This window comes from Streptomyces pyxinicus, assembly GCF_024753135.1.
GTDB classification, from domain to species: Bacteria; Actinomycetota; Actinomycetes; order Streptomycetales; family Streptomycetaceae; genus Streptomyces; species Streptomyces pyxinicus.
On the sequence record NZ_JANUGP010000033.1, the window covers coordinates 1 to 17442 of the forward strand.

Consider the following 17442-nt stretch of genomic DNA (forward strand, 5'->3'; position numbering starts at 1 on the left):
GCCCCGGTCCGACCCGCCGATGTCACACCCGTACTCAGCGGGCCGCGTTCACCTTGGCCAGCGCCTTGGCGAGGCCGTTGGCCCACAGCTGGTTGACGCGGGAGCGCTCGGCGGCGTTCGGGTACCGGTTGGTGCAGGACGTGCCCGGGCCGCCACCCGACATCAGCTCGCTGCACGGACCGCTGTAGTGGTCCGGCAGCCCCAGCACATGGCCGGTCTCGTGGGCGGTCACCCGGATCGAGTCGTACTGCCGGTTCTGCGCGTAGTCCAGGAAGATGTAGCCGCTGCCGTGGCCATCGGTGGAGGCGTACGAACCACGCGAGTCGTTGCCCTCGTAGTACGAGAAGTCGGCGCCGCCCGACGTCGCCGCGAGCTTGACGTTGGACACCGAGCTGTTCCAGATGGACGCGGCGCTCGATATCTGGGAGCGGAAGCTCGGGGCCTGCCCGACGTTGTAGTAGACGGTCACCACCTTCAGCGACGGGTGCTCGGCCTGCCGCTCGGCGACCTTGGCCAGCACCGCGTCGAAGAACGCCTTGCTGCCGGCGCCGTCGGCCTTGCCGACGTAGCCGGCGGCCGGAGACTTCGCGGTGTCCTGCGCGCTCGCCGGGCCCGCGGTGCCGAGCGCGGCGGAGGCCAGACCGAGACCGAGCGCGAGGGCCACCAGTCTCCTGGAGTTCTTCGTCCTGGTGCTCAGACGACACGATGACATGTGGGGGGCTCCTACTCGTCCAGTGGGGGTGGAACGATCGGTTGCCAGTGAGTCTCGGGCAGACCAACGGGCCTGGGGATGATGGCAACCGGGGATAGCTCCGGGCTATCGGGGCCCGACTCGCCCGATTTCCTTGCCCCTTGAACATCTGGTGCCGTGCGGCGGGCCGCCCTACGCTCCCCTCCATGGAGTTGGAGGTGAGACACCTGCGCGTCCTGTGCGCCATCGCGGACACCGGCAGCCTGCACAGGGCGGCCCGTGAACTGGGCATGGCCCAGCCCTCGTTGAGCACCCAGCTGCGGCGCATCGAGAACACCCTCGGTGCCCCGCTCTTCCTGCGCGCCCGGACCGGGTGCCGCCCCACCCCGCTGGGCCTCGCGGTGCTGAGCCGGGCCAGGCCGCTGGTCGCGGAGTTCGCCGCGCTCGTCACCGAGACCCGGGCGGCGGCGGCCCGCGCCGCCGGCGGTTTCCAGCTCCGCCTGGGCGCCACCGCCAGCCGTGCCATCCCCGGCTGGCTCGGCCGGCTGCGCGGGCGGGTGCCCCCCGTCGAGCCGTCCCTCCAGATGAGCGTGTCCGCCAACTCCCTGCTGGCGATGGTCGCCGAGGGCCGCCTCGACATGGCCTTCGTGCACGAGGTCGAGGGCACCCCGCTGCGCGTCCCGCCCGGGCTGCGCGCCCGGGTGCTCGTCGAGCGGGAACCCCAGTTCGTCACGCTCGCCGCCGACCATCCGGCGGCCTCCCGGCGCCAGGTGCGGCTGGCCGACCTGGCCGGCGAACGCTGGATGGTCGACTCCACCGTCGACGGCGAGTGGGACGCCCTGTGCCGGGTGCTGCGCGCGGCGGGCCTGGAGGCGCAGATGCTGCACGGCGACTACCTCACCGCGTACTCGCTGGCCGCCACCGGCGAGGTGGTCACCGTCAGCCAGCCCACCGCCCACCCCCGCCCCGACCTCGCGATCCGCCCCCTGGAGGGCGACCCGATAGGGGTACGGCTCCTGCTGGCGGCCCGCACGGAAACCGAGTTGGACGAGGTGTACCCGGAACTGGAGGAGTCCTACTGGGCGGTGGCCCGCGAGGCCCCGGCCTACCTGGAGTGGCTGGGTCGCGCGGCTCCCTCTGCCTGACGCGCCGTCACAGTCCGGTGGGGCAGAGCCGCTTGGCGTGACCGCCCTGGACCACCGCGTCGACGCAGCCGCCGGGCAGCCCCTTGCGTGCCGTGGCGGAGAAGTTGGCGGTCACGGTGAGCTTCCCGTCCCCGAACGTCGTGCGCTGCACCAGGCCGTCCGCGGTGAGCCGGCGGAAGTCCGTCATCGGCTCGGTCGCCGCGGCCTTGTGCAGGGGCTCGAAGTACTGCTGCAAGGCGGCGATCGCCGTGCCGTGCCGGTCGAGTTCGTCCTGGTCCAGCACGAGGTTCAGCGGCACGTTGTAGAGCATCGCCAGCAGCGCGCGGGTCCGGCTCTGCTCCGGGAGCTTCGACCACGACAGCTCCCAGCGCTCGGTGCTGATCACCGAGTCGTGCAGCACCGTCTGGTAGAGCGGCACCCGGTACCGGGGGTCGTACATCGCCTTGGCGACGTCGGCGGGGAGCCGGGCCGGCTTGAAGAAGACGCCCGGCGCGCCGGCGGGCGCGTAGCCGCCCCAGTTCGCGCGGTCCCGCTCCAGCGTCCACAGGCGGTCGTCGGCCGGGGTGCCGGAGCCGTGGCTGAAGGACAGGACTCCGTTCGCCCACGAGCCCGCGCTCTCCGAGCCGAGCACCAGCTTCCGCTTCCCGGACAGCCACGCCATGCGCTTCAGCCGGTTCTCGCGGTCCTGTGCCCGGGTCATCGGGTGCGCGGGGCTGTGGTCGGTGAACAGCTCGCCCGCCGCGTCGACGTCCAGGAAGTAGCTGTCGGCGCCGTTCGCGGTCATCTCGTCCGTCCGGTCGGCGAGCAGGTGCCGGGTGGGCTCCGCGCGCCGCAGCGCCTGCGAGCTGACGTAGCAGCCGCGCCCGCCGAAGCCGGTGACCGGCTTGCCGTCGGCGTCGTGCACACACGCGTCCTGCCACACCGGGGCCGGCCACTTCGACACGGAGGTGTCGGCCGTCTCGGGGTCCTGCGCGTTGGCCCAGGAGTCGTAAGGACCGACGAGATAGCCGGACCGCTCCGCGGCGCGTATGGCCTCGGCGCTCATGGGGGAGCCGTCGGCGTCGTAACCGAGCCACATGCGGTCGATGCCGAGCTGCCGCAGCCGTCGTACGCCCTCGGCGGTGCGGGCCTGGCCCCAGGTGTAGGCGTGGAAGGCGCCGATCAGCTTGCCCGCCTCGGGGTTGCGGGCGATCTTCGTGCGCAGGGTGGTGATGCCGCCGTGGTCCTGGAGCCAGGCGCGGTAGTCCCGGGCCGCGGCCACCGGGGAGCCGTCGGTGAGCGCGAACGTCACCCGGTAGTCGGAGGTGTCCTCGTGAGGCGAGAACGCGTGCGCGGTCTCGGTGTGCAGCCGGCCCTTGGTGGAGACGAACTTCAGGGTGGTGCCGATGTCGGACTCGGCGATGTAGCTCGCGCCGTGCCGCCCGGACTGGCTGGTGCCCCAGAACGGCATGGTGAGACCGTCGACCAGGCCCGCCTCGGAGCCCGCGAGCCCGGCCCGCGCCGAGTTCCACCACCGGTCGGCGACCGGCACCGCGAGCCCTTCGCCGCGCGGCACCTGGAGTTCCCTCGTGGCCGGGTCGGTGGCGGTGACGGGCCAGGCGAGGGTGTCCGTGCGGTCGGAGCGCACGGACACCGCCAGCCGTCCGTCCCGGGCCGCCGCGGTGACGGTCAGGCCCCGCTGCGGGTACCGCCAGGTGGCCGCGCCGCCGGACACCGACACCCGGCCGGCGGGGCCGAGCCGGCCGGCCGCGGGCCCGGACAGCTGCCAGCCCCGGCCGTCGTCGGCCCGGGCGCGCACGGCCAGTGACGCGGTGTCCACGACGGCGCGGCCTCCGGTCACGAGCACGGTCACCGTGCCGCCACCCGCCTCGACGCCCGTACGAGGCCCGGGGCCCGTGCCGAACGCGGTGGCCGTGCCGACCACGCCGAGCACCGCGAGCGCGCCGCCCAGGGCGAGCGCCTTCTTCCTGGTCTTCCTGATCTTCCTCGACTTCATGGTCGGTCACTGTCGTGACGTGGGATAAGAGAGATATGAGAAACGCGGGACGAGAGAGTCAGGAGAACCGGAGCCGGAAGACGGCCCCGCCGCCCGGCGCGTGCCCGGCAGTCAGCTCGGCCCGGTGCGCGCGGGCGATCTGGCGGGCCATGGCCAGCCCCAGCCCCGAGCCCGGCAGGGCGCGTGCCGCACGGGCGCGGTAGAACCGGTCGAAGACGTGCGGCAGGTCCTCCTCGGCGATGCCCGGACCGTGGTCGCGGACCTCGGCCGTCAGCCGCCCCGCCGCGCCGGTGAGCGTGACCTGGACGGGGCGTCCGGCCGGGCTGAACTTGGCCGCGTTGTCGAGCAGGCAGGACAGCAGCCGGGAGAGCCGGGCCGGCACCCCGGCGACCGTCGCGGTACGGGCGTCGGGGGCGATGTCCAGGGTGAAGGGCACATGCGGCCAGTGGTCGCGGGCCGCGTCCACGGCGTGCGTGACCACCGCCGCCAGCTCGACGTCCTCCACGAGGGGATCCGGCTCCTCCTCGCGCGCCAGCTCGATCAGGTCGTTGACCAGCACGGTCACCTCGCGCAGTTGGCGGCCCAGCGCGCCGGCCGCCCGGTCCCGCTGCGCCTCGGTCAACCGGTCCGCGCGGGCGAGCAGTTCGGCGTTGGTACGCAGCGCGGTCAGCGGGGTGCGCAGCTCGTGGGAGGCGTCCGCGACCAGCCGGCGCTGGGCGGTCACGGACTTCTCCAGCTCCGCCAGCATGGTGTTGAAGGACCCGGCGAGCCGGGTGATCTCGTCCTCGCGGCGCGGCCGCCCGGCCGGCAGCTCGATCCGGTGCCGGGCGTCCCGGGTGGCCGCGATGCGCTCGGCGGTCGCGGTGAGCCGGGCGACCGGTGCCAGACCGGTCCGGGAGACCCAGAAGCCGAGCAGCCCGGCCAGCGCCACCCCGCCCGCGCCCACGGCGGCGAGCAGCCCGGCGGCCCGCCGTACGCCCTGGTCGACGGTGTCGGCCCGCACGGCGACCTGGACGGCCCGGCCGCCGCCCAGGGAGGTGGTGAGCATCCGGGCGCGGTGCCCGGCGAGCCGGATCTCGCTGAGGTACGGGCCGCGCGCGCCGGCCGCGACCTGGCGGGTGGCGGCGGTGACGGGCAGGAGATAGGGGGTGGCCGGGTCGTCGCCGGGGCGGGCGGGCACGAGCTGGGTGCAGGCCGGGGCGGCGAGGTAGCGGCACTCGCCCTGGACGACGCCGGGGGGTTCGTGCCGGTACTGCTGGGCGGCCAGGCGCGCGGACTGGGTCAGGTGCAGGTCCAGCTGGTGCAGCAACTGGTGCCGGATGACGAGGAACGCGGCGCCGCACACGCCGAGCACGACGACGGCCACGGCGGCGGAGGCGGCGAGGGTCAGCCGGGTGCGCAGCCGGTGCCGGGGCCACCGGGCACCGGCCGGGGACCGGCGCGTCACGGCAGGTCCAGCCGGTAGCCGACGCCGTGCACGGTGTGCACCAGCCGTGGCTCGCCCCCGGCCTCCAGCTTGCGCCGCAGATAACCGACGTACACCGCGAGGGAGTTGGACTCCGGGCCGAAGTCGCAGCCCCACACCCGCTCCAGGATCACCGACCTCGGCAGCGCCTGGCCGGGATGCCGGAGCAACAGCTCCAGCAGGGCGAACTCGGTACGGCTGAACTCCACGGCACGCGAGCCGCGCCGCCCGCCGCGGGTGACCGGGTCGACCACGAGGTCGGCGAAGGACAGCTCCGCCCGATCGGCCGCCTCGGGCGCGGCCCGGCGCAGCAGGGCCCGCACCCGCGCCACCAGCTCGTCCAGGGCGAAGGGCTTGACCAGGTAGTCGTCGGCGCCCGCGTCGAGGCCGTCCACCCGCTCGCGCACCGAGCCCAGGGCGGTCAGCACCAGCACCGGCGTCCGGTCGCCCAGGTCCCGCAGCCGCCGGCACACCGCCAAGCCGTCCAGACCCGGCAGCATCACGTCCAGCACCAGCGCGTCGGGCTCCCAGGCGGCGACGGCGGCCAGCGCACCGAGCCCGTCCTCGGCGCCGCGCACCTCGTACCCCTCCACCGCGAGGCCGTCCGCCACCGCGTCCCGCACCTCGGGTTCGTCGTCGACCACCAGGATCCTCGGCGGCCCGCTCCGCTCACCAGCACTGTTCATACGGGACAGCCTGCCAAAGACCGTCCCGCGGACCGCGCACCGAAGACCGTCCCGTGCGCCAACACCCTTGCCGGGCACGGAGAACCGTGTGTCACACTCGATCATCGTCACCACCACAGGTCAACGACGCGCGACGGAGTCCGCCATGACGCCTGGCACACCCGCTCCCCGGCAGATCGACACGAGCACCGCCCACCCGGCGCGCGTGTACGACTGGCTGCTGGGCGGCAAGGACAACTACCCGGTGGACGAGGCGGTGGGAGAGCGGCTGCCCCCCGAGGCCCGCGACGCCGCCCGGCAGAACCGCGCCTTCATGAACCGCGCGGTCGCCTGGCTCGCCGGGCAGGGCGTCGACCAGTTCCTGGACATCGGCACGGGCATCCCCACCGAGCCCAACCTGCACCAGATCGTCCAGCGCGTCGTGCCGACGGCCCGGGTCGTCTACACCGACAACGACCCGATCGTGCTGCGGCACGCGGAGGCCCTGCTCGTGGGCCGCCCCGAGGGCGTCACGGACTATGTGGAGGCCGACGTCCGCGACCCGGCCGAGATCATCCGGCACGCGCGGGAGATCCTCGACTTCGAACGGCCCATCGCGCTGTCCCTGATCGCGCTGATGCACTTCATCGCCGACGACCAGAACCCGCACGGGCTGGTCCGGGACCTGCTGGCCGGCCTGCCCTCCGGCAGCTATCTGGTGCTGTCGCACGCCGCGTCCGACATCTTCCCGGACCTCGCCGAGCAGGTCACCGCCGAATACGCCAAGGGCGGCATCCGGCTCGGCTTCCGCACCCGCGCCGGTGTCCTGAGCTTCTTCGAGGGCCTGGAGCTGGTCGAGCCGGGCCTGGTGACCGCGCCGGAGTGGTTCAAGGACGGCCCCGCGCCCGAGCCCGAGGGCAGCGGCATCTACACGGCCGTCGCCCGCATCCCCTGACCGCCCCCGGTGCCCCCGAGACTCCCGGGGGCGCCGGAGGCGGTCAGCCGCCGCCGAGCGCGGTGAGCAGCCGCGCGCAGCGCTCCGCCATCGCCGCCGCGCTCTGCTCCGGGTGCTCCGCCCACCAGCGCATGACGGCGGTCACCGTGTACTGCCAGATCTCGTTCAGGAGTTGGTGGTCGAGCGGATCCGCGTGCCCGGCCCGGTCGAGGAGCCGCGCGGCCCCCGCCGCCCCCATCTCCGCCAGCCGCTCGCGGTACTGCCGGACCGCCTCCCCGGCGGCGCCCGCCCAGGGCGGCGCCGGGTCGTAGAGCACGGACCAGGCGTACGGGCACTGTTCGACCGCCGTGAACAGCGCGGACAGGGTGTCCAGCGCGTGCCCGGTCGAACCGCTGCGGGCCCGGGCCCCCGCCACCGCGTCCACCAGCAGGGCGCCGACCCGCTGGACGCAGGCCAGATAGAGCCCGTCCTTCGCGTCGAAGTAGCTGTAGACCAGCGGCTTCGAGATGCCCGCGCGCCGCGCGACGGCGGTCACGGAGACACCCGCGTACCCGTGCCGCCCGAACTCCTCGACGGCCACGTCCACGATCTGCCGCTCCCGGTCGGCCCGGGAGACTCCCTTGGTTCCGGCCTTGCCCATGCGGCACACTCTAGCCCACCATGTGACCGGCAGGTAATTTACCCATCAGTCAATTCGGGGGAGCGTACGGTCATGGGGCGGTCGTGGTGGGGCTGGGGAAACGACGAGGACGCCGTCACGGGCGCCGAACTCCGCGAACTGCTGGACCGAGTAAGGGCGTTGACGTCCGGTGAGCTGGTCGACCACCGGCCGCCCGACATCGCCTCCCTCGCCCTGCCCCGGCCCCGGACCGCCCCGCCCGCCGCACTGGCCGCGCTGTGCTCCGACGACCCCGGGGACCGGGCCGCCCACGCGCACGGCAAGGCGTACCGGGACGTGGTGCGCAACCTCCACGGGGACCTGCGCCATGTGCCGGACCTCGTCGCCCGCCCCCGCGACGAGCGAGAGGTGACCGACCTCCTCGACTGGTGCACCCGCGAGAACATCGCCGTGATCCCGTACGGCGGCGGCACTTCGGTGGTCGGCGGGGTGGAACCCCGGTGCGCCGACGACCACCCCGCCGTCGTCACCCTGGACCTGGGCCGCATGGACCGGGTGCTGGAGACCGACCGGACCAGCCGGGCCGCCCGCGTCCAGGCCGGGGTGCTCGGCCCCCGGCTCGAAGAACAGCTGCGTCCCGAAGGGCTGACGCTGCGCCACTTCCCGCAGTCCTACGAGTTCTCCTCCTTGGGCGGCTGGCTCGCCACCCGGGCCGGCGGCCACTACGCGACGCTCTACACCCACATCGACGACCTGGTCGAGTCGATGCGGGTGGTCACACCGAGCGGCGTCAGCGCCTCCCGGCGGCTGCCCGGCTCCGGCGCCGGACCCTCACCCGACCGGCTGTTCCTGGGCAGCGAGGGCACCCTCGGCATCATCACCGAGGCATGGCTGCGACTGCGCGAGCGGCCCCGCCGGCGGGCCGGGGCGTCCGTGCGGTTCGAGGACTTCGACGCGGCCGTCACCGCCACCCGCGCCGTCGCGCAGAGCGGCCTGAACCCCGCCAACTGCCGTCTCCTCGACGCGGCCGAGGCGCTGCTCAACGCGGGCGTGAGCACCGGCGGCGGCGTACTCGTCCTCGCCTTCGAGTCCGCCGACCACCCCGTCCGGGCCCACCTGGACCGGGCCGTGGAGCTGTGCCGCGACCACGGCGGCACACCCTCGGCCCCGAAGTCCCGCACGACCCCGGAGCGCGACCCCGCCGCCGACGCCTGGCGCTCGTCCTTCCTGCGGATGCCCTACCAGCGCGACGCCCTGGCCCGGCACGCGGTGATCGCCGAGACCTTCGAGACGGCCTGCACCTGGGACCGGTTCGAGGCACTGCACCGGGCGGTCACGGAAGCGGCGCGGGACGCCCTGCGCGAGGTCACCGGGACCGGCGTGGTCACCTGCCGCCTCACCCACGTCTACCCGGACGGGCCCGCCCCCTACTTCGGCGTCTACGCGCCCGGCCGCTGGGGCTCCACCGTCGCCCAGTGGGACCACATCAAGGCCGCCGTGTCCGAGGCGATCGCGACGCACGGCGGCACCATCACCCACCACCACGCGGTCGGCCGCGACCACCGCCCCTGGTACGACCGCCAGCGGCCCGGCCCCTTCGCCGCCGCCCTCACCGCCGCCAAGGCCGCCCTGGACCCGGCCGGCATCCTCAACCCCGGGGTGCTGCTGCCGGCGCCGGGGCGGGCCCGTGCGGGAGCTGTCGGTGGCGCCAACTAAGCTCCCGCGCATGAGCGAAGCGGGCAGCGACACCAGCGGCAGACGGGTGGTCGACGGGCGGTTCGAGCTGGAACGACGGCTCGGCGCTGGCGGCATGGGCATGGTCTGGCAGGCCCGGGACCTGGCCCTGCACCGGAGCGTGGCCGTCAAGGAGGTACGGCCCCCCGACCCGGACCTCGCCGAGTACGACCCGGAGGCCGCCCGGATGCTGCGCGAGCGGGTCCTGCGGGAGGCCCGCGCCCTGGCCCGGGTCGACCACCCCAATGTGGTGACGATCCATCACATCGTGGACGGCGGCCCGGGGACCTACCCCTGGATCGTCATGGAACTGGTCACCGGCGGCTCCCTCGCCGACCGCCTCGCCCAGGGCCCCATGGCCCCCGCCGAGGCGGCGCTGCTCGGCCGCGAGGTGCTGGCGGCGCTGCGCGCGGCGCACGCGGCCGGCATCCAGCACCGGGACGTGAAACCGGCCAACGTCCTGCTGCGGCCCGACGGCCGCCCGGTCCTCACCGACTTCGGCATCGCCGCCATCCGCGAGGCGACCGCCCTCACCGCCACCGGCTCGGTCATCGGCACACCCGACTACATGGCCCCGGAACGCGTCTCGGGCCAGGACGGCGGCCCCGCCTCGGACCTGTGGTCGCTGGGCATGATGCTCTACACCGCCGTCGAGGGCCACCACCCACTGCGCCGGGGCACGACCCTGGCGACGCTCGCCGCCGTCCTCAGCGAGGACATCCCGCCACCGGTCCGGGCCGGCGCGCTCGGACACGCGCTCTCCCGCGTCCTGGTGCGCGACCCGGAGGCCCGGCCCGGCGCCGCCGAGCTGGACCGCATGCTCGACGCCGCCGCCCGCAGCGCCGAGCCCGCCACGTCGTACCACCTCCAGCCCCCGCCCGCCGGACCGCACCCGCACCCGTACCCGGCGACGACGGCACCCGGCTTCGGCCCCGCGCCCACCATGCCGTCGGGCCCCCACGACGCCCGCCCGGCACCCACCGTGCCCCCGGGACCCGCGGACGCCCGCCCGGGAGCCCCCACCCGGCCCGTGCGCCCCGGCCGTCGCACACGAGGGACGCTGATCGCGCTGCCCGTCGCCGGGGTCGCGCTGGCCGGCGCCCTCGTCTGGACCCTGCTGCCGGACGGGAACACCGAAGTCAGCGCCGGAACCACCCAGGACACGGCCCAGCCGCACAGCGACAGCCCGAAGTCCACCGCCTCGCCGGCCGGCCAGGAGCGGACCGGCACGACGGATCTGCTGACCCCGGACGGCATCCGCACCGCGCTCGCCGCCCTCAAGAAGGCCACCGGCCGCGATCGCTACGGCGACCTCACGGTGTACCCGGAGTACGTCTCCGCCTCGATGATGGTCGACGGCAGTGACAGCAAGTACGACACCTACACCTACCGCCCCGGACAGGGCGTGCAGAAGGGCATCATCAGCAACAGCCTGCCCAGTTCCGACAAGCCCGTCTCCCTGGACGGGTTCGACTGGGACGCGGTGCCGGCCCTGCTGCGCGAGGCCCGCCGGAAACTGAACGTCGACGACGCCGACACCCGCTACCTGGCGCTCGACGCCCCGAGCACGGCCTTCGGCACGCCCGCCGGCATGTCCGTGTACCTCAGCAACGCCTACCACCAGAGCGGCTACCTCCAGGCCGACCCCAAGGGCAAGGTGCTGAAGGTGATGCCGTACGACGGCTGACGGATACGGCGGCGGCACCTACCCGCGGCCGAGTCGCGCGCCGGCCGCACAGCACCGACGATGGCCTCACGATCTCCCCCACGCAAGGAAGACCGCATGTCTGCCCTTCGCCGGATCAGCCCGCGCGGCGCTCGCCGCCGTCCCCTGACCGCCGTCGCCCTGGCCTGCTGCTGCCTCGCGGCCACGGGCACGCTCACCGGATGCGGCGGCGGGAACGGCGGCGGCTCCGCCGCCAGCGCGACGCCCACCGCCCCGGACACCGCCTCCTTCTCCGGGACCCTGCCCTCCGCCCTGGCCTCCTCCGCGTCCTCGGCCGTCGCCTCCGCCCGCGCGTCGGCCTCGGCGGCGGCCTCCTCGGCCGCGGCCCGCGCCTCCGAGTTCGAGGCCTCGGTGTCGGCCGAGGGCGAACGCCGGACCGCGGCGGCCCGGAAGGCGCTGGGGGACGTCAAGGGCGGCGGGAACGCCCGCTCCGACGTCGCCATGAGCGGCATTCCCATGTCCCAGACCGGCGGCGTGCTGGCGGTCCTGCTCACCATCACCAACCGCACGGACAAGAAAGCGTCCTACGCCGTGCGGGTCGACTTCGAGGACAAGGACCACCACGTCGTCGAGACCCGGTACACCGGCGCCGAGAACCTCGCACCGGGCAAGAAGGAGCAGCCGGTCGTGTTCAGCCACAAGCCGTCCGAGCCGAGGCTCACCCCACGGCTGGCCAAGGCCCAGCGCTACTGACGCGCGAACCCCTCAGAAGGCGTAACGGACCCGGAGCCAGGGGGCGTGCTCGGCGACCAGCGACCGTAGCGACCCCACGGCCGCGCTCTTGACGCCGAGGCCGTAGCGGACGTTCACGGCGCCGTTCTGCGAGCGCTTCTCCTCCTGGAGGCCGGGCTGCCACAGGACGTCCTCGGCGCGGGGATGCCAGCCGAGGTTCACCTCGTGCAGCGCCTGGTTGTGCGTGAGCATGATGACCTCGGCGGCGGCCTGCCGCCTGACCCGCTCCGGCAGCACGTCGTCCAGGTGCCGCAGCAGTTCGCCCCAGGCCTCCTTCCAGCCGGGGCGCAGGACGACGGGCGAGAGGTTGAAGTGCACCTCGTAGCCCGCGTCCAGGAAGTCCGCGGCGGCGGCGATCCGCTCCTCGACCGCCGAGGTGCGCAGGTCCAGCAGCCGGGAGTCCGCCTCCGGCATCAGCGAGAACCGGACCCGCGTACGGCCGCGCGGGTCCAGGTCCAGCAGATCGGGGTTGACGAACTTGGTGGCGAAGGAGGCCTTCGCCGTCGGCCACTGGCGGAATGACCGCACCAGGTCGGCGGTGTTGTCGCAGATCAGCGCGTCCACCGAGCAGTCGCCGTTCTCGCCGATGTCGTACACCCAGGCGGAGTCGTCGCACTGGTTCGGCTCGCGCTTGGCACCCTGGCGCAGGACGTGCCGGCGCAGCTGGGCGATGATCGCCTCGATGTTGGTGAAGACGGTGACGGGATTGGCGTACCCCTTGCGTCGGGGCACGTAGCAGTAGGCGCAGGCCATCGCGCACCCGTTGGACGGACCCGGGGCGATCCAGTCGGCCGAGCGGCCGTTGGGCCGGGTGGCGAGGGTCTTCTTCTCGCCCAGGATCAGTGTCTCGCCCTTGACCCGCACCCAGCGCTCGACGTTGCCCTCGTTGCCGTGCAGCTCGGGGATGCGCCAGTGCGAGTGGACCTCGGTCACGGCCGCGTCCGGGTAGCGGGCGAGGATCTGCCGGCCGCGCGGGGAGGCCGCGGCGGCCGGTTCGGCGTAGATGTGCCGGACGGGCAGCAGCCGCCGGGCGGCGGGGGAGTCCCGGAACGCCGGCCGGCCCCCCGCCCCGGCCGCGTCCCCTCCGGTGGACGGAGCGGCGTCCAGCGCGTCCAGGCCGAACAGCGCGTCGGCGCCGTCGCCGGGTCCGGCGGAGGAAGGGCACATGGTGCTCCGCTCACAAAGAGTTATAAAGGACAGATATCCACTGTAGGGGCACATCGGGAACCGATCGGACAGCCGCTCAGTCCTCGCGGTCAAGGCCCGTGCGGCGCCTGGCGGACAGCTCGGCGGCGGCGCCCGCGAGCAGGGTGTCCAGGACCACCGGATAGGCGCTGTGCGGCATCCGCGCGGCCAGCAGGGCGGCCGTGGCGGCGATGTGCGGAAAGGACTCGGCGGGCAGCCGGGCGTACGTGGACGACCACAGGTCCTCGTCCGCCGCGCGCGCCTCCTCCGTCAGCGCCAGCGCGCCGGCGTCCAGCGCGGCGAAGGCCAGGCTCAGGTCGATGAAGGCGTGGTAGAGACGGACCGCGGCGGGGTCCGGGAAGCCGGCGGAACGCAGGATGCCGAGGATCGTCTCGTCCAGCGCGATCTCCCGGGGCCGTCCGGTGACCCGGCTCGCGGTCAGGGCCGCCGCCTGCGGGTGGGCCAGATAGGAGGAGTGGACGGCGAGGCCCAGCGCGCGCAGGTCCGCCCGCCACTCGCCACTCGCCGACCAGCTGTCCAGCGCCCGCCCCAGCAGCTCCTCGCCGATGGCCCGGGTCAGCTCGTCCATCCCGCCGAAGTAGCGGTACAGCGTGCTCGGGTCGGCGCCCAGGGCGGTGCCCAGCCGGCGCGCGGTCAGCCCGCCGCTGCCGTGCTCGCGCAGCACCCGCAGCGCGGTCTCCACGATGAGCCGCTCGGACAGCACCGTGCCCTGCCGGGTCGGCCGGCGCCTGCGCCGGGCCGTCTCGGGCACCACCTGCTTCGCCATGACCGTACTCCTCCACCCGGGTCCACCCGGGCCACCCTTATGCCAACGCGGTTGACTTTACCTCGGGCGGTCGCGTTGCATCGGGCCAACTTCCCGGGCACGCCTCCGTCGCACGGCGCGTGCCCTTCCCGAGAGAGGTGTGTCTGACATGCGAGTACTCCTCGTGGGCGCGGGCGGCGTCGGCACCGCCGTCACCCGGATCGCGGCCCGCCGCGACTTCCTGGCCCACATGGTCGTCGCCGACTACGACCTCATCCGCGCCGAGTCGGCCGTCGCCGCCCTGACGGAGCGCGCCGACCGGTTCAGCGCCCGGCGCCTGGACGCCTCCGACGAGGACGCCGTACGCCGGCTGCTCACCGAGGAGCGCTGCGACGTCCTGCTGAACGCGACCGACCCGCGGTTCGTGATGCCCCTGTTCCGCGCGGCCCTCGCGGCGGGCGCGCACTACCTGGACATGGCGATGTCGCTGTCCGCCCCGCACGCGGAGCGCCCCCACGAGGAATGCTGGGTCAAACTCGGCGACGACCAGTTCGAACTGGCCGACAGCTGGGCGGAGTCGGGCCGGCTGGCCCTGGTCGGCATGGGGGTGGAACCCGGTCTCTCCGACGTCTTCGCCCGGTACGCGGCGGACGAACTCTTCGACGAGATCGAGGAGATCGGCGTCCGGGACGGTGCGAACCTCACCGTCGAGGGGTACGACTTCGCGCCGTCGTTCAGCATCTGGACCACCATCGAGGAGTGCCTGAACCCGCCGGTGGTCTACGAGAGGGACCGCGGCTGGTTCACCACCGCCCCGTTCAGCGAACCGGAGGTCTTCGACTTCCCCGAGGGCATCGGCCCGGTCGAGTGCGTGAACGTGGAGCACGAGGAGGTGCTGCTCATCCCGCGCTGGGTGGACGCGCGCCGGGTGACCTTCAAGTACGGCCTGGGCGACGACTTCATCACCAAGCTGAAGACCCTGCGCCAACTCGGCCTGGACGCCACCGGGAAGGTTACCGTCCCGGGGGAGGACGGGCCGGTGCGGGTGTCCCCGCGTGACGTGGTCGCCGCCTGTCTGCCGGACCCGGCCACGCTGGGCGACCGCATGACCGGCAAGACCTGCGCGGGCACCTGGGTGAAGGGCGTCAAGGACGGCGCCCCGCGCGAGGTGTACCTGTACCACGTCGTCGACAACCAGTGGTCGATGGGCGAGTACGGCTCCCAGGCCGTGGTCTGGCAGACGGCGGTCAACCCGGTCGTCGCCCTCGAACTCCTCGCATCCGGCACCTGGTCGGGCCGGGGCGTCCTCGGCCCCGAGGCCCTGCCGCCCCGCCCGTTCCTCGACCTGCTCACCGAGTACGGCTCCCCCTGGGGACTGCGCGAACAGGGCTGACCCTCGGGGCCACCGGTGGGCCGGCGCGTCAGCCGAAGACCTTGACCGCCTGGTAGTAGGTCCAGGCCGTGCTGTCGCACGCCGACTTCGTCGCGCCGCTGTAGGTGACGCAGACCCGCTTGAGGTCCTCGTACAGGGCGCTGTCCAGGCGTGACTTGTTGGCGTCGAAGGTGCCGGCGGCCTTGTAGTTGCGGTAGCCGAAGTCGTGCCGGGCGCAGGAGGTCGAGAAGGGGAAGCCGAACGGGTTGTCCGGCGAGGAGGAGCAGTAGTCCGTGGACCAGTCGAAGCCGTACGCGGACCAGGCGGACTGGTTCGATCGGGCGGCGGCCCAGAGGTGGTAGCTCGACGCGCTGGTCTGCGTCCAACTGGCCAGCACCTGGGGCTTGTCGGCCGGCGCCGCGTCGGCGGCGGTCGCGGTGGCGACGGTGGTGGCCAGGGCGAGGGCCGAGGCGGACAGTCCGACGGCGAGTCTGCGGTGCATCCCACACCTCCATGAGACCGCGGCCCGCCCATCGGGCCACAGGTACATGACAAGATGATTGATGCGTCAACGGGTTCTGTACACCGTCCGGACCCGAACGGGCCGTGAACTGTTGGCGGACCGACTCGACCCCCGGTGAACACGAGGCGGGCACCCGGGACGTGCGCCGGGTGCCCGCCTGGTGCGCTTCCTGGTGCGGCGGTTCAGCCAACGGTCACGTTGAAGACCGGCGAAGCCGTCTGGCCGCTGACGATGCGCAGGTCGTTCTTGCCCTTCAGGCCGAGCTTGACGCCCAGGGAGTACGAGCCGTCCCGGGAGATGGGCGCGGACGCGGGCAGCGCGACCCACGTGCCGTGCTGCTTCTGCTGGAGGGTCACCTTGCTGCCCGCCCGCAGACCGGTGGTCTTGCCGGTGACCCGGAACAGCTCCCAGGCGCGGACCGTCGTGACGGACGGCTTCGCGGTGATGCCCGCCGTGGCCGCCGGGGCCTGGTGCGCGGCGGTGGCGGTGGCCGTGGTGTGCGAAACCGGGGTGGCCGCCATCGCGGTACCCGCGAGGGCGAGGGAGGCCGCGCCGAGAACGCCGACCACGGCCACGCGGAGGGAGCGTCGCTGGAAGAGCATCACAGTTCTGTCCGTTTCTGTCGCGAGAAGAGATGTACGAACGAAAGGACACCTACGTGTCGATTGGTGCCGTCACTGGTTACGACGACACCGCGGGCGCCGGCGTTCACTCGCCGTATGTCCCTGTCCTGTAACAGCCGGACCGGCCTCCCGCCGCCGGATCGGCTCGCCCACCCGGTGCAGATGAGCGAGCGCCTCGCGGTAGGAGCGGAGCAGGCCCGTCTCGTGGTACGGCACCCCGGTCTCGGCGCAGTACGCCCGCACCAGGACCCGGGCCCGGCGGAGATGGGGCGTGGGCATGCTCGGGAACAGGTGGTGCTCGATCTGGTGGTTGAGGCCGCCGAGCATCAGGTCGGTGAGGCGTCCACCGCGCACGTTCCGGGAGGTCAGTACCTGGCGGCGCAGGAAGTCCGGGCGCTCGGCACCGGTGAAGGTGGGCATGCCCTTGTGGTTCGGGGCGAAGGTGCAGCCGAGGTAGACGCCGAACAGACACTGGTTCACCGCGAGGAACGCCACCGCCTTGCCGGGCGGGAGCACCAGGAAGAGGGCGGTCAGCAGACCCGCGAGGTGCAGCAGGAGCAGCGTGCCCTCAAGCACCCGGCTCTTCATCGCCGGCGAGCGCAGCGCCCGCAGGCTCGCCACGTGCAGGTTGAACCCCTCCAGGGTCAGCAGCGGGAAGAACAGCAGCGCCTGGTGACCGCCGATGAGACGGGCCGGTCCGCGGCTGGAGCGGGCCTGGTCGGCGGACCACACCAGGATGTCCGGGGCGACGTCCGGATCCAGCTCCTCGTGGTTGGGGTTGGCGTGGTGCCGGGTGTGCTTGTTCATCCACCAGCCGTAGCTCATGCCGATGCCCAGGTTGCCGAACAGCCGCCCGGCGATCTCGCTGGGGCGCCGCCGCCGGAACACCTGACGATGCGCCAGGTCATGGGAGACAAGCGCGACTTGGCCGAACACGAAAGCCAGGAAGGCGGCGATCGCCAGCTGCCACCAGGTGTCGCCGAGGGTGGCGAAGGCGGCCCAGCCGGCCGCGTACAGCGCGGTCACCGCGCCGATCCGGGCGGTGTAGTAGCCGGGCCGCCGGGCCAGCAGACCGGCCTCGGCGACACGGCGGGACAGCCGGGCGAAGTCGCTGCCGCCGGCGCCGCCCGGCGCCCTGGCGGGCCCGGCGGAGGGCCGTGTCGCGACGGGAACATCGGGGGAGATCGTCATACCGGGGAGTCTGGTGCGGGGTCCCGGCTCACGGAATCCGGCCAGCCACCCGCC

16 protein-coding genes are annotated in these 17442 nt (G+C 73.6%); 6 read left to right on the forward strand and 10 right to left on the reverse strand.

The genetic code is table 11. The features are described 5' to 3' along the window. Positions 1-34 precede the first annotated feature (34 nt). Positions 35-712, reverse strand: a complete 678-nt coding sequence (snpA, locus tag NX794_RS30525) for a snapalysin (RefSeq protein WP_258782689.1) — start codon at positions 710-712, stop codon at positions 35-37. Positions 713-897: 185 nt separating this feature from the next. Between snpA and NX794_RS30530 the strand changes: the two genes are divergently transcribed. Beyond that, positions 898-1836: a LysR family transcriptional regulator gene (locus NX794_RS30530; RefSeq protein ID WP_258782691.1), complete on the forward strand. Its 939-nt coding sequence runs from the start codon at positions 898-900 to the stop codon at positions 1834-1836. Between the two features lie 7 nt (positions 1837-1843). On the opposite strand, the gene NX794_RS30535 is transcribed toward NX794_RS30530, so the two are convergent. Genes NX794_RS30535 through NX794_RS30545 form a run of 3 tightly spaced genes read right to left on the reverse strand, consistent with a single transcriptional unit; the run spans position 1844 to position 5983 of the window. Further along, positions 1844-3832 (reverse strand): glycoside hydrolase, encoded by a 1989-nt coding sequence (locus tag NX794_RS30535; RefSeq protein ID WP_258782692.1) that lies wholly within the window; start codon positions 3830-3832, stop codon positions 1844-1846. Positions 3833-3890: 58 nt separating this feature from the next. Then, complete coding sequence (locus NX794_RS30540) at positions 3891-5279, reverse strand: HAMP domain-containing sensor histidine kinase (RefSeq protein WP_258782693.1); 1389 nt, start codon at positions 5277-5279, stop codon at positions 3891-3893. Further along, positions 5276-5983 (reverse strand): response regulator transcription factor, encoded by a 708-nt coding sequence (locus NX794_RS30545; protein ID WP_258782695.1) that lies wholly within the window; start codon positions 5981-5983, stop codon positions 5276-5278. The genes NX794_RS30540 and NX794_RS30545 overlap by 4 nt, the downstream gene beginning before the upstream one ends. A 145-nt stretch (positions 5984-6128) precedes the next feature. Here NX794_RS30545 and NX794_RS30550 point away from each other — a divergent pair, with 145 nt between their 5' ends. Further along, positions 6129-6917 carry an SAM-dependent methyltransferase gene (locus tag NX794_RS30550; protein WP_258782696.1) on the forward strand — a complete coding sequence of 263 codons (789 nt, stop codon included), beginning with the start codon at positions 6129-6131 and terminating at the stop codon, positions 6915-6917. Positions 6918-6960: 43 nt separating this feature from the next. Here NX794_RS30550 and NX794_RS30555 read toward each other — a convergent pair whose 3' ends face one another. Continuing rightward, positions 6961-7557: a TetR/AcrR family transcriptional regulator gene (locus NX794_RS30555; RefSeq protein ID WP_258782697.1), complete on the reverse strand. Its 597-nt coding sequence runs from the start codon at positions 7555-7557 to the stop codon at positions 6961-6963. A 72-nt stretch (positions 7558-7629) separates the two neighbouring features. On the opposite strand from NX794_RS30555, the gene NX794_RS30560 reads away from it, so the two are divergent. From NX794_RS30560 to NX794_RS30570, 3 genes are all read left to right on the forward strand, one after another. Next, positions 7630-9252, forward strand: coding sequence for an FAD-binding oxidoreductase (locus NX794_RS30560; RefSeq protein WP_258782699.1), 1623 nt, complete (start codon positions 7630-7632; stop codon positions 9250-9252). Between the two features lie 10 nt (positions 9253-9262). Continuing rightward, entirely contained in the window at positions 9263-10957 is a 1695-nt protein-coding gene (locus tag NX794_RS30565) for a serine/threonine-protein kinase (protein ID WP_258782700.1), read from the forward strand. Positions 10958-11053: 96 nt separating this feature from the next. Next, entirely contained in the window at positions 11054-11689 is a 636-nt protein-coding gene (locus NX794_RS30570; RefSeq protein WP_258782701.1) for a hypothetical protein, read from the forward strand. Between the two features lie 12 nt (positions 11690-11701). On the opposite strand, the gene NX794_RS30575 is transcribed toward NX794_RS30570, so the two are convergent. Both NX794_RS30575 and NX794_RS30580 read right to left on the reverse strand, forming a co-directional pair. Continuing rightward, positions 11702-12895, reverse strand: a complete 1194-nt coding sequence (locus NX794_RS30575; RefSeq protein WP_258782702.1) for a spore photoproduct lyase family protein — start codon at positions 12893-12895, stop codon at positions 11702-11704. A gap of 76 nt (positions 12896-12971) precedes the next feature. Next, positions 12972-13700: a TetR/AcrR family transcriptional regulator gene (locus tag NX794_RS30580; RefSeq protein WP_258782704.1), complete on the reverse strand. Its 729-nt coding sequence runs from the start codon at positions 13698-13700 to the stop codon at positions 12972-12974. A gap of 148 nt (positions 13701-13848) precedes the next feature. Between NX794_RS30580 and NX794_RS30585 the strand changes: the two genes are divergently transcribed. Beyond that, on the forward strand, positions 13849-15072 hold the full coding sequence (locus NX794_RS30585; RefSeq protein WP_258782706.1) for a saccharopine dehydrogenase family protein: 1224 nt from the start codon (positions 13849-13851) through the stop codon (positions 15070-15072). Positions 15073-15100: 28 nt separating this feature from the next. Here NX794_RS30585 and NX794_RS30590 read toward each other — a convergent pair whose 3' ends face one another. From NX794_RS30590 to NX794_RS30600, 3 genes are all read right to left on the reverse strand, one after another. Continuing rightward, entirely contained in the window at positions 15101-15553 is a 453-nt protein-coding gene (locus NX794_RS30590; RefSeq protein ID WP_258782708.1) for a phospholipase, read from the reverse strand. A 203-nt stretch (positions 15554-15756) separates the two neighbouring features. After that, positions 15757-16176 (reverse strand): hypothetical protein, encoded by a 420-nt coding sequence (locus tag NX794_RS30595; RefSeq protein ID WP_258782710.1) that lies wholly within the window; start codon positions 16174-16176, stop codon positions 15757-15759. Positions 16177-16248: 72 nt separating this feature from the next. Then, entirely contained in the window at positions 16249-17388 is a 1140-nt protein-coding gene (locus NX794_RS30600) for a fatty acid desaturase family protein (protein WP_258782711.1), read from the reverse strand. Positions 17389-17442 lie beyond the last annotated feature (54 nt).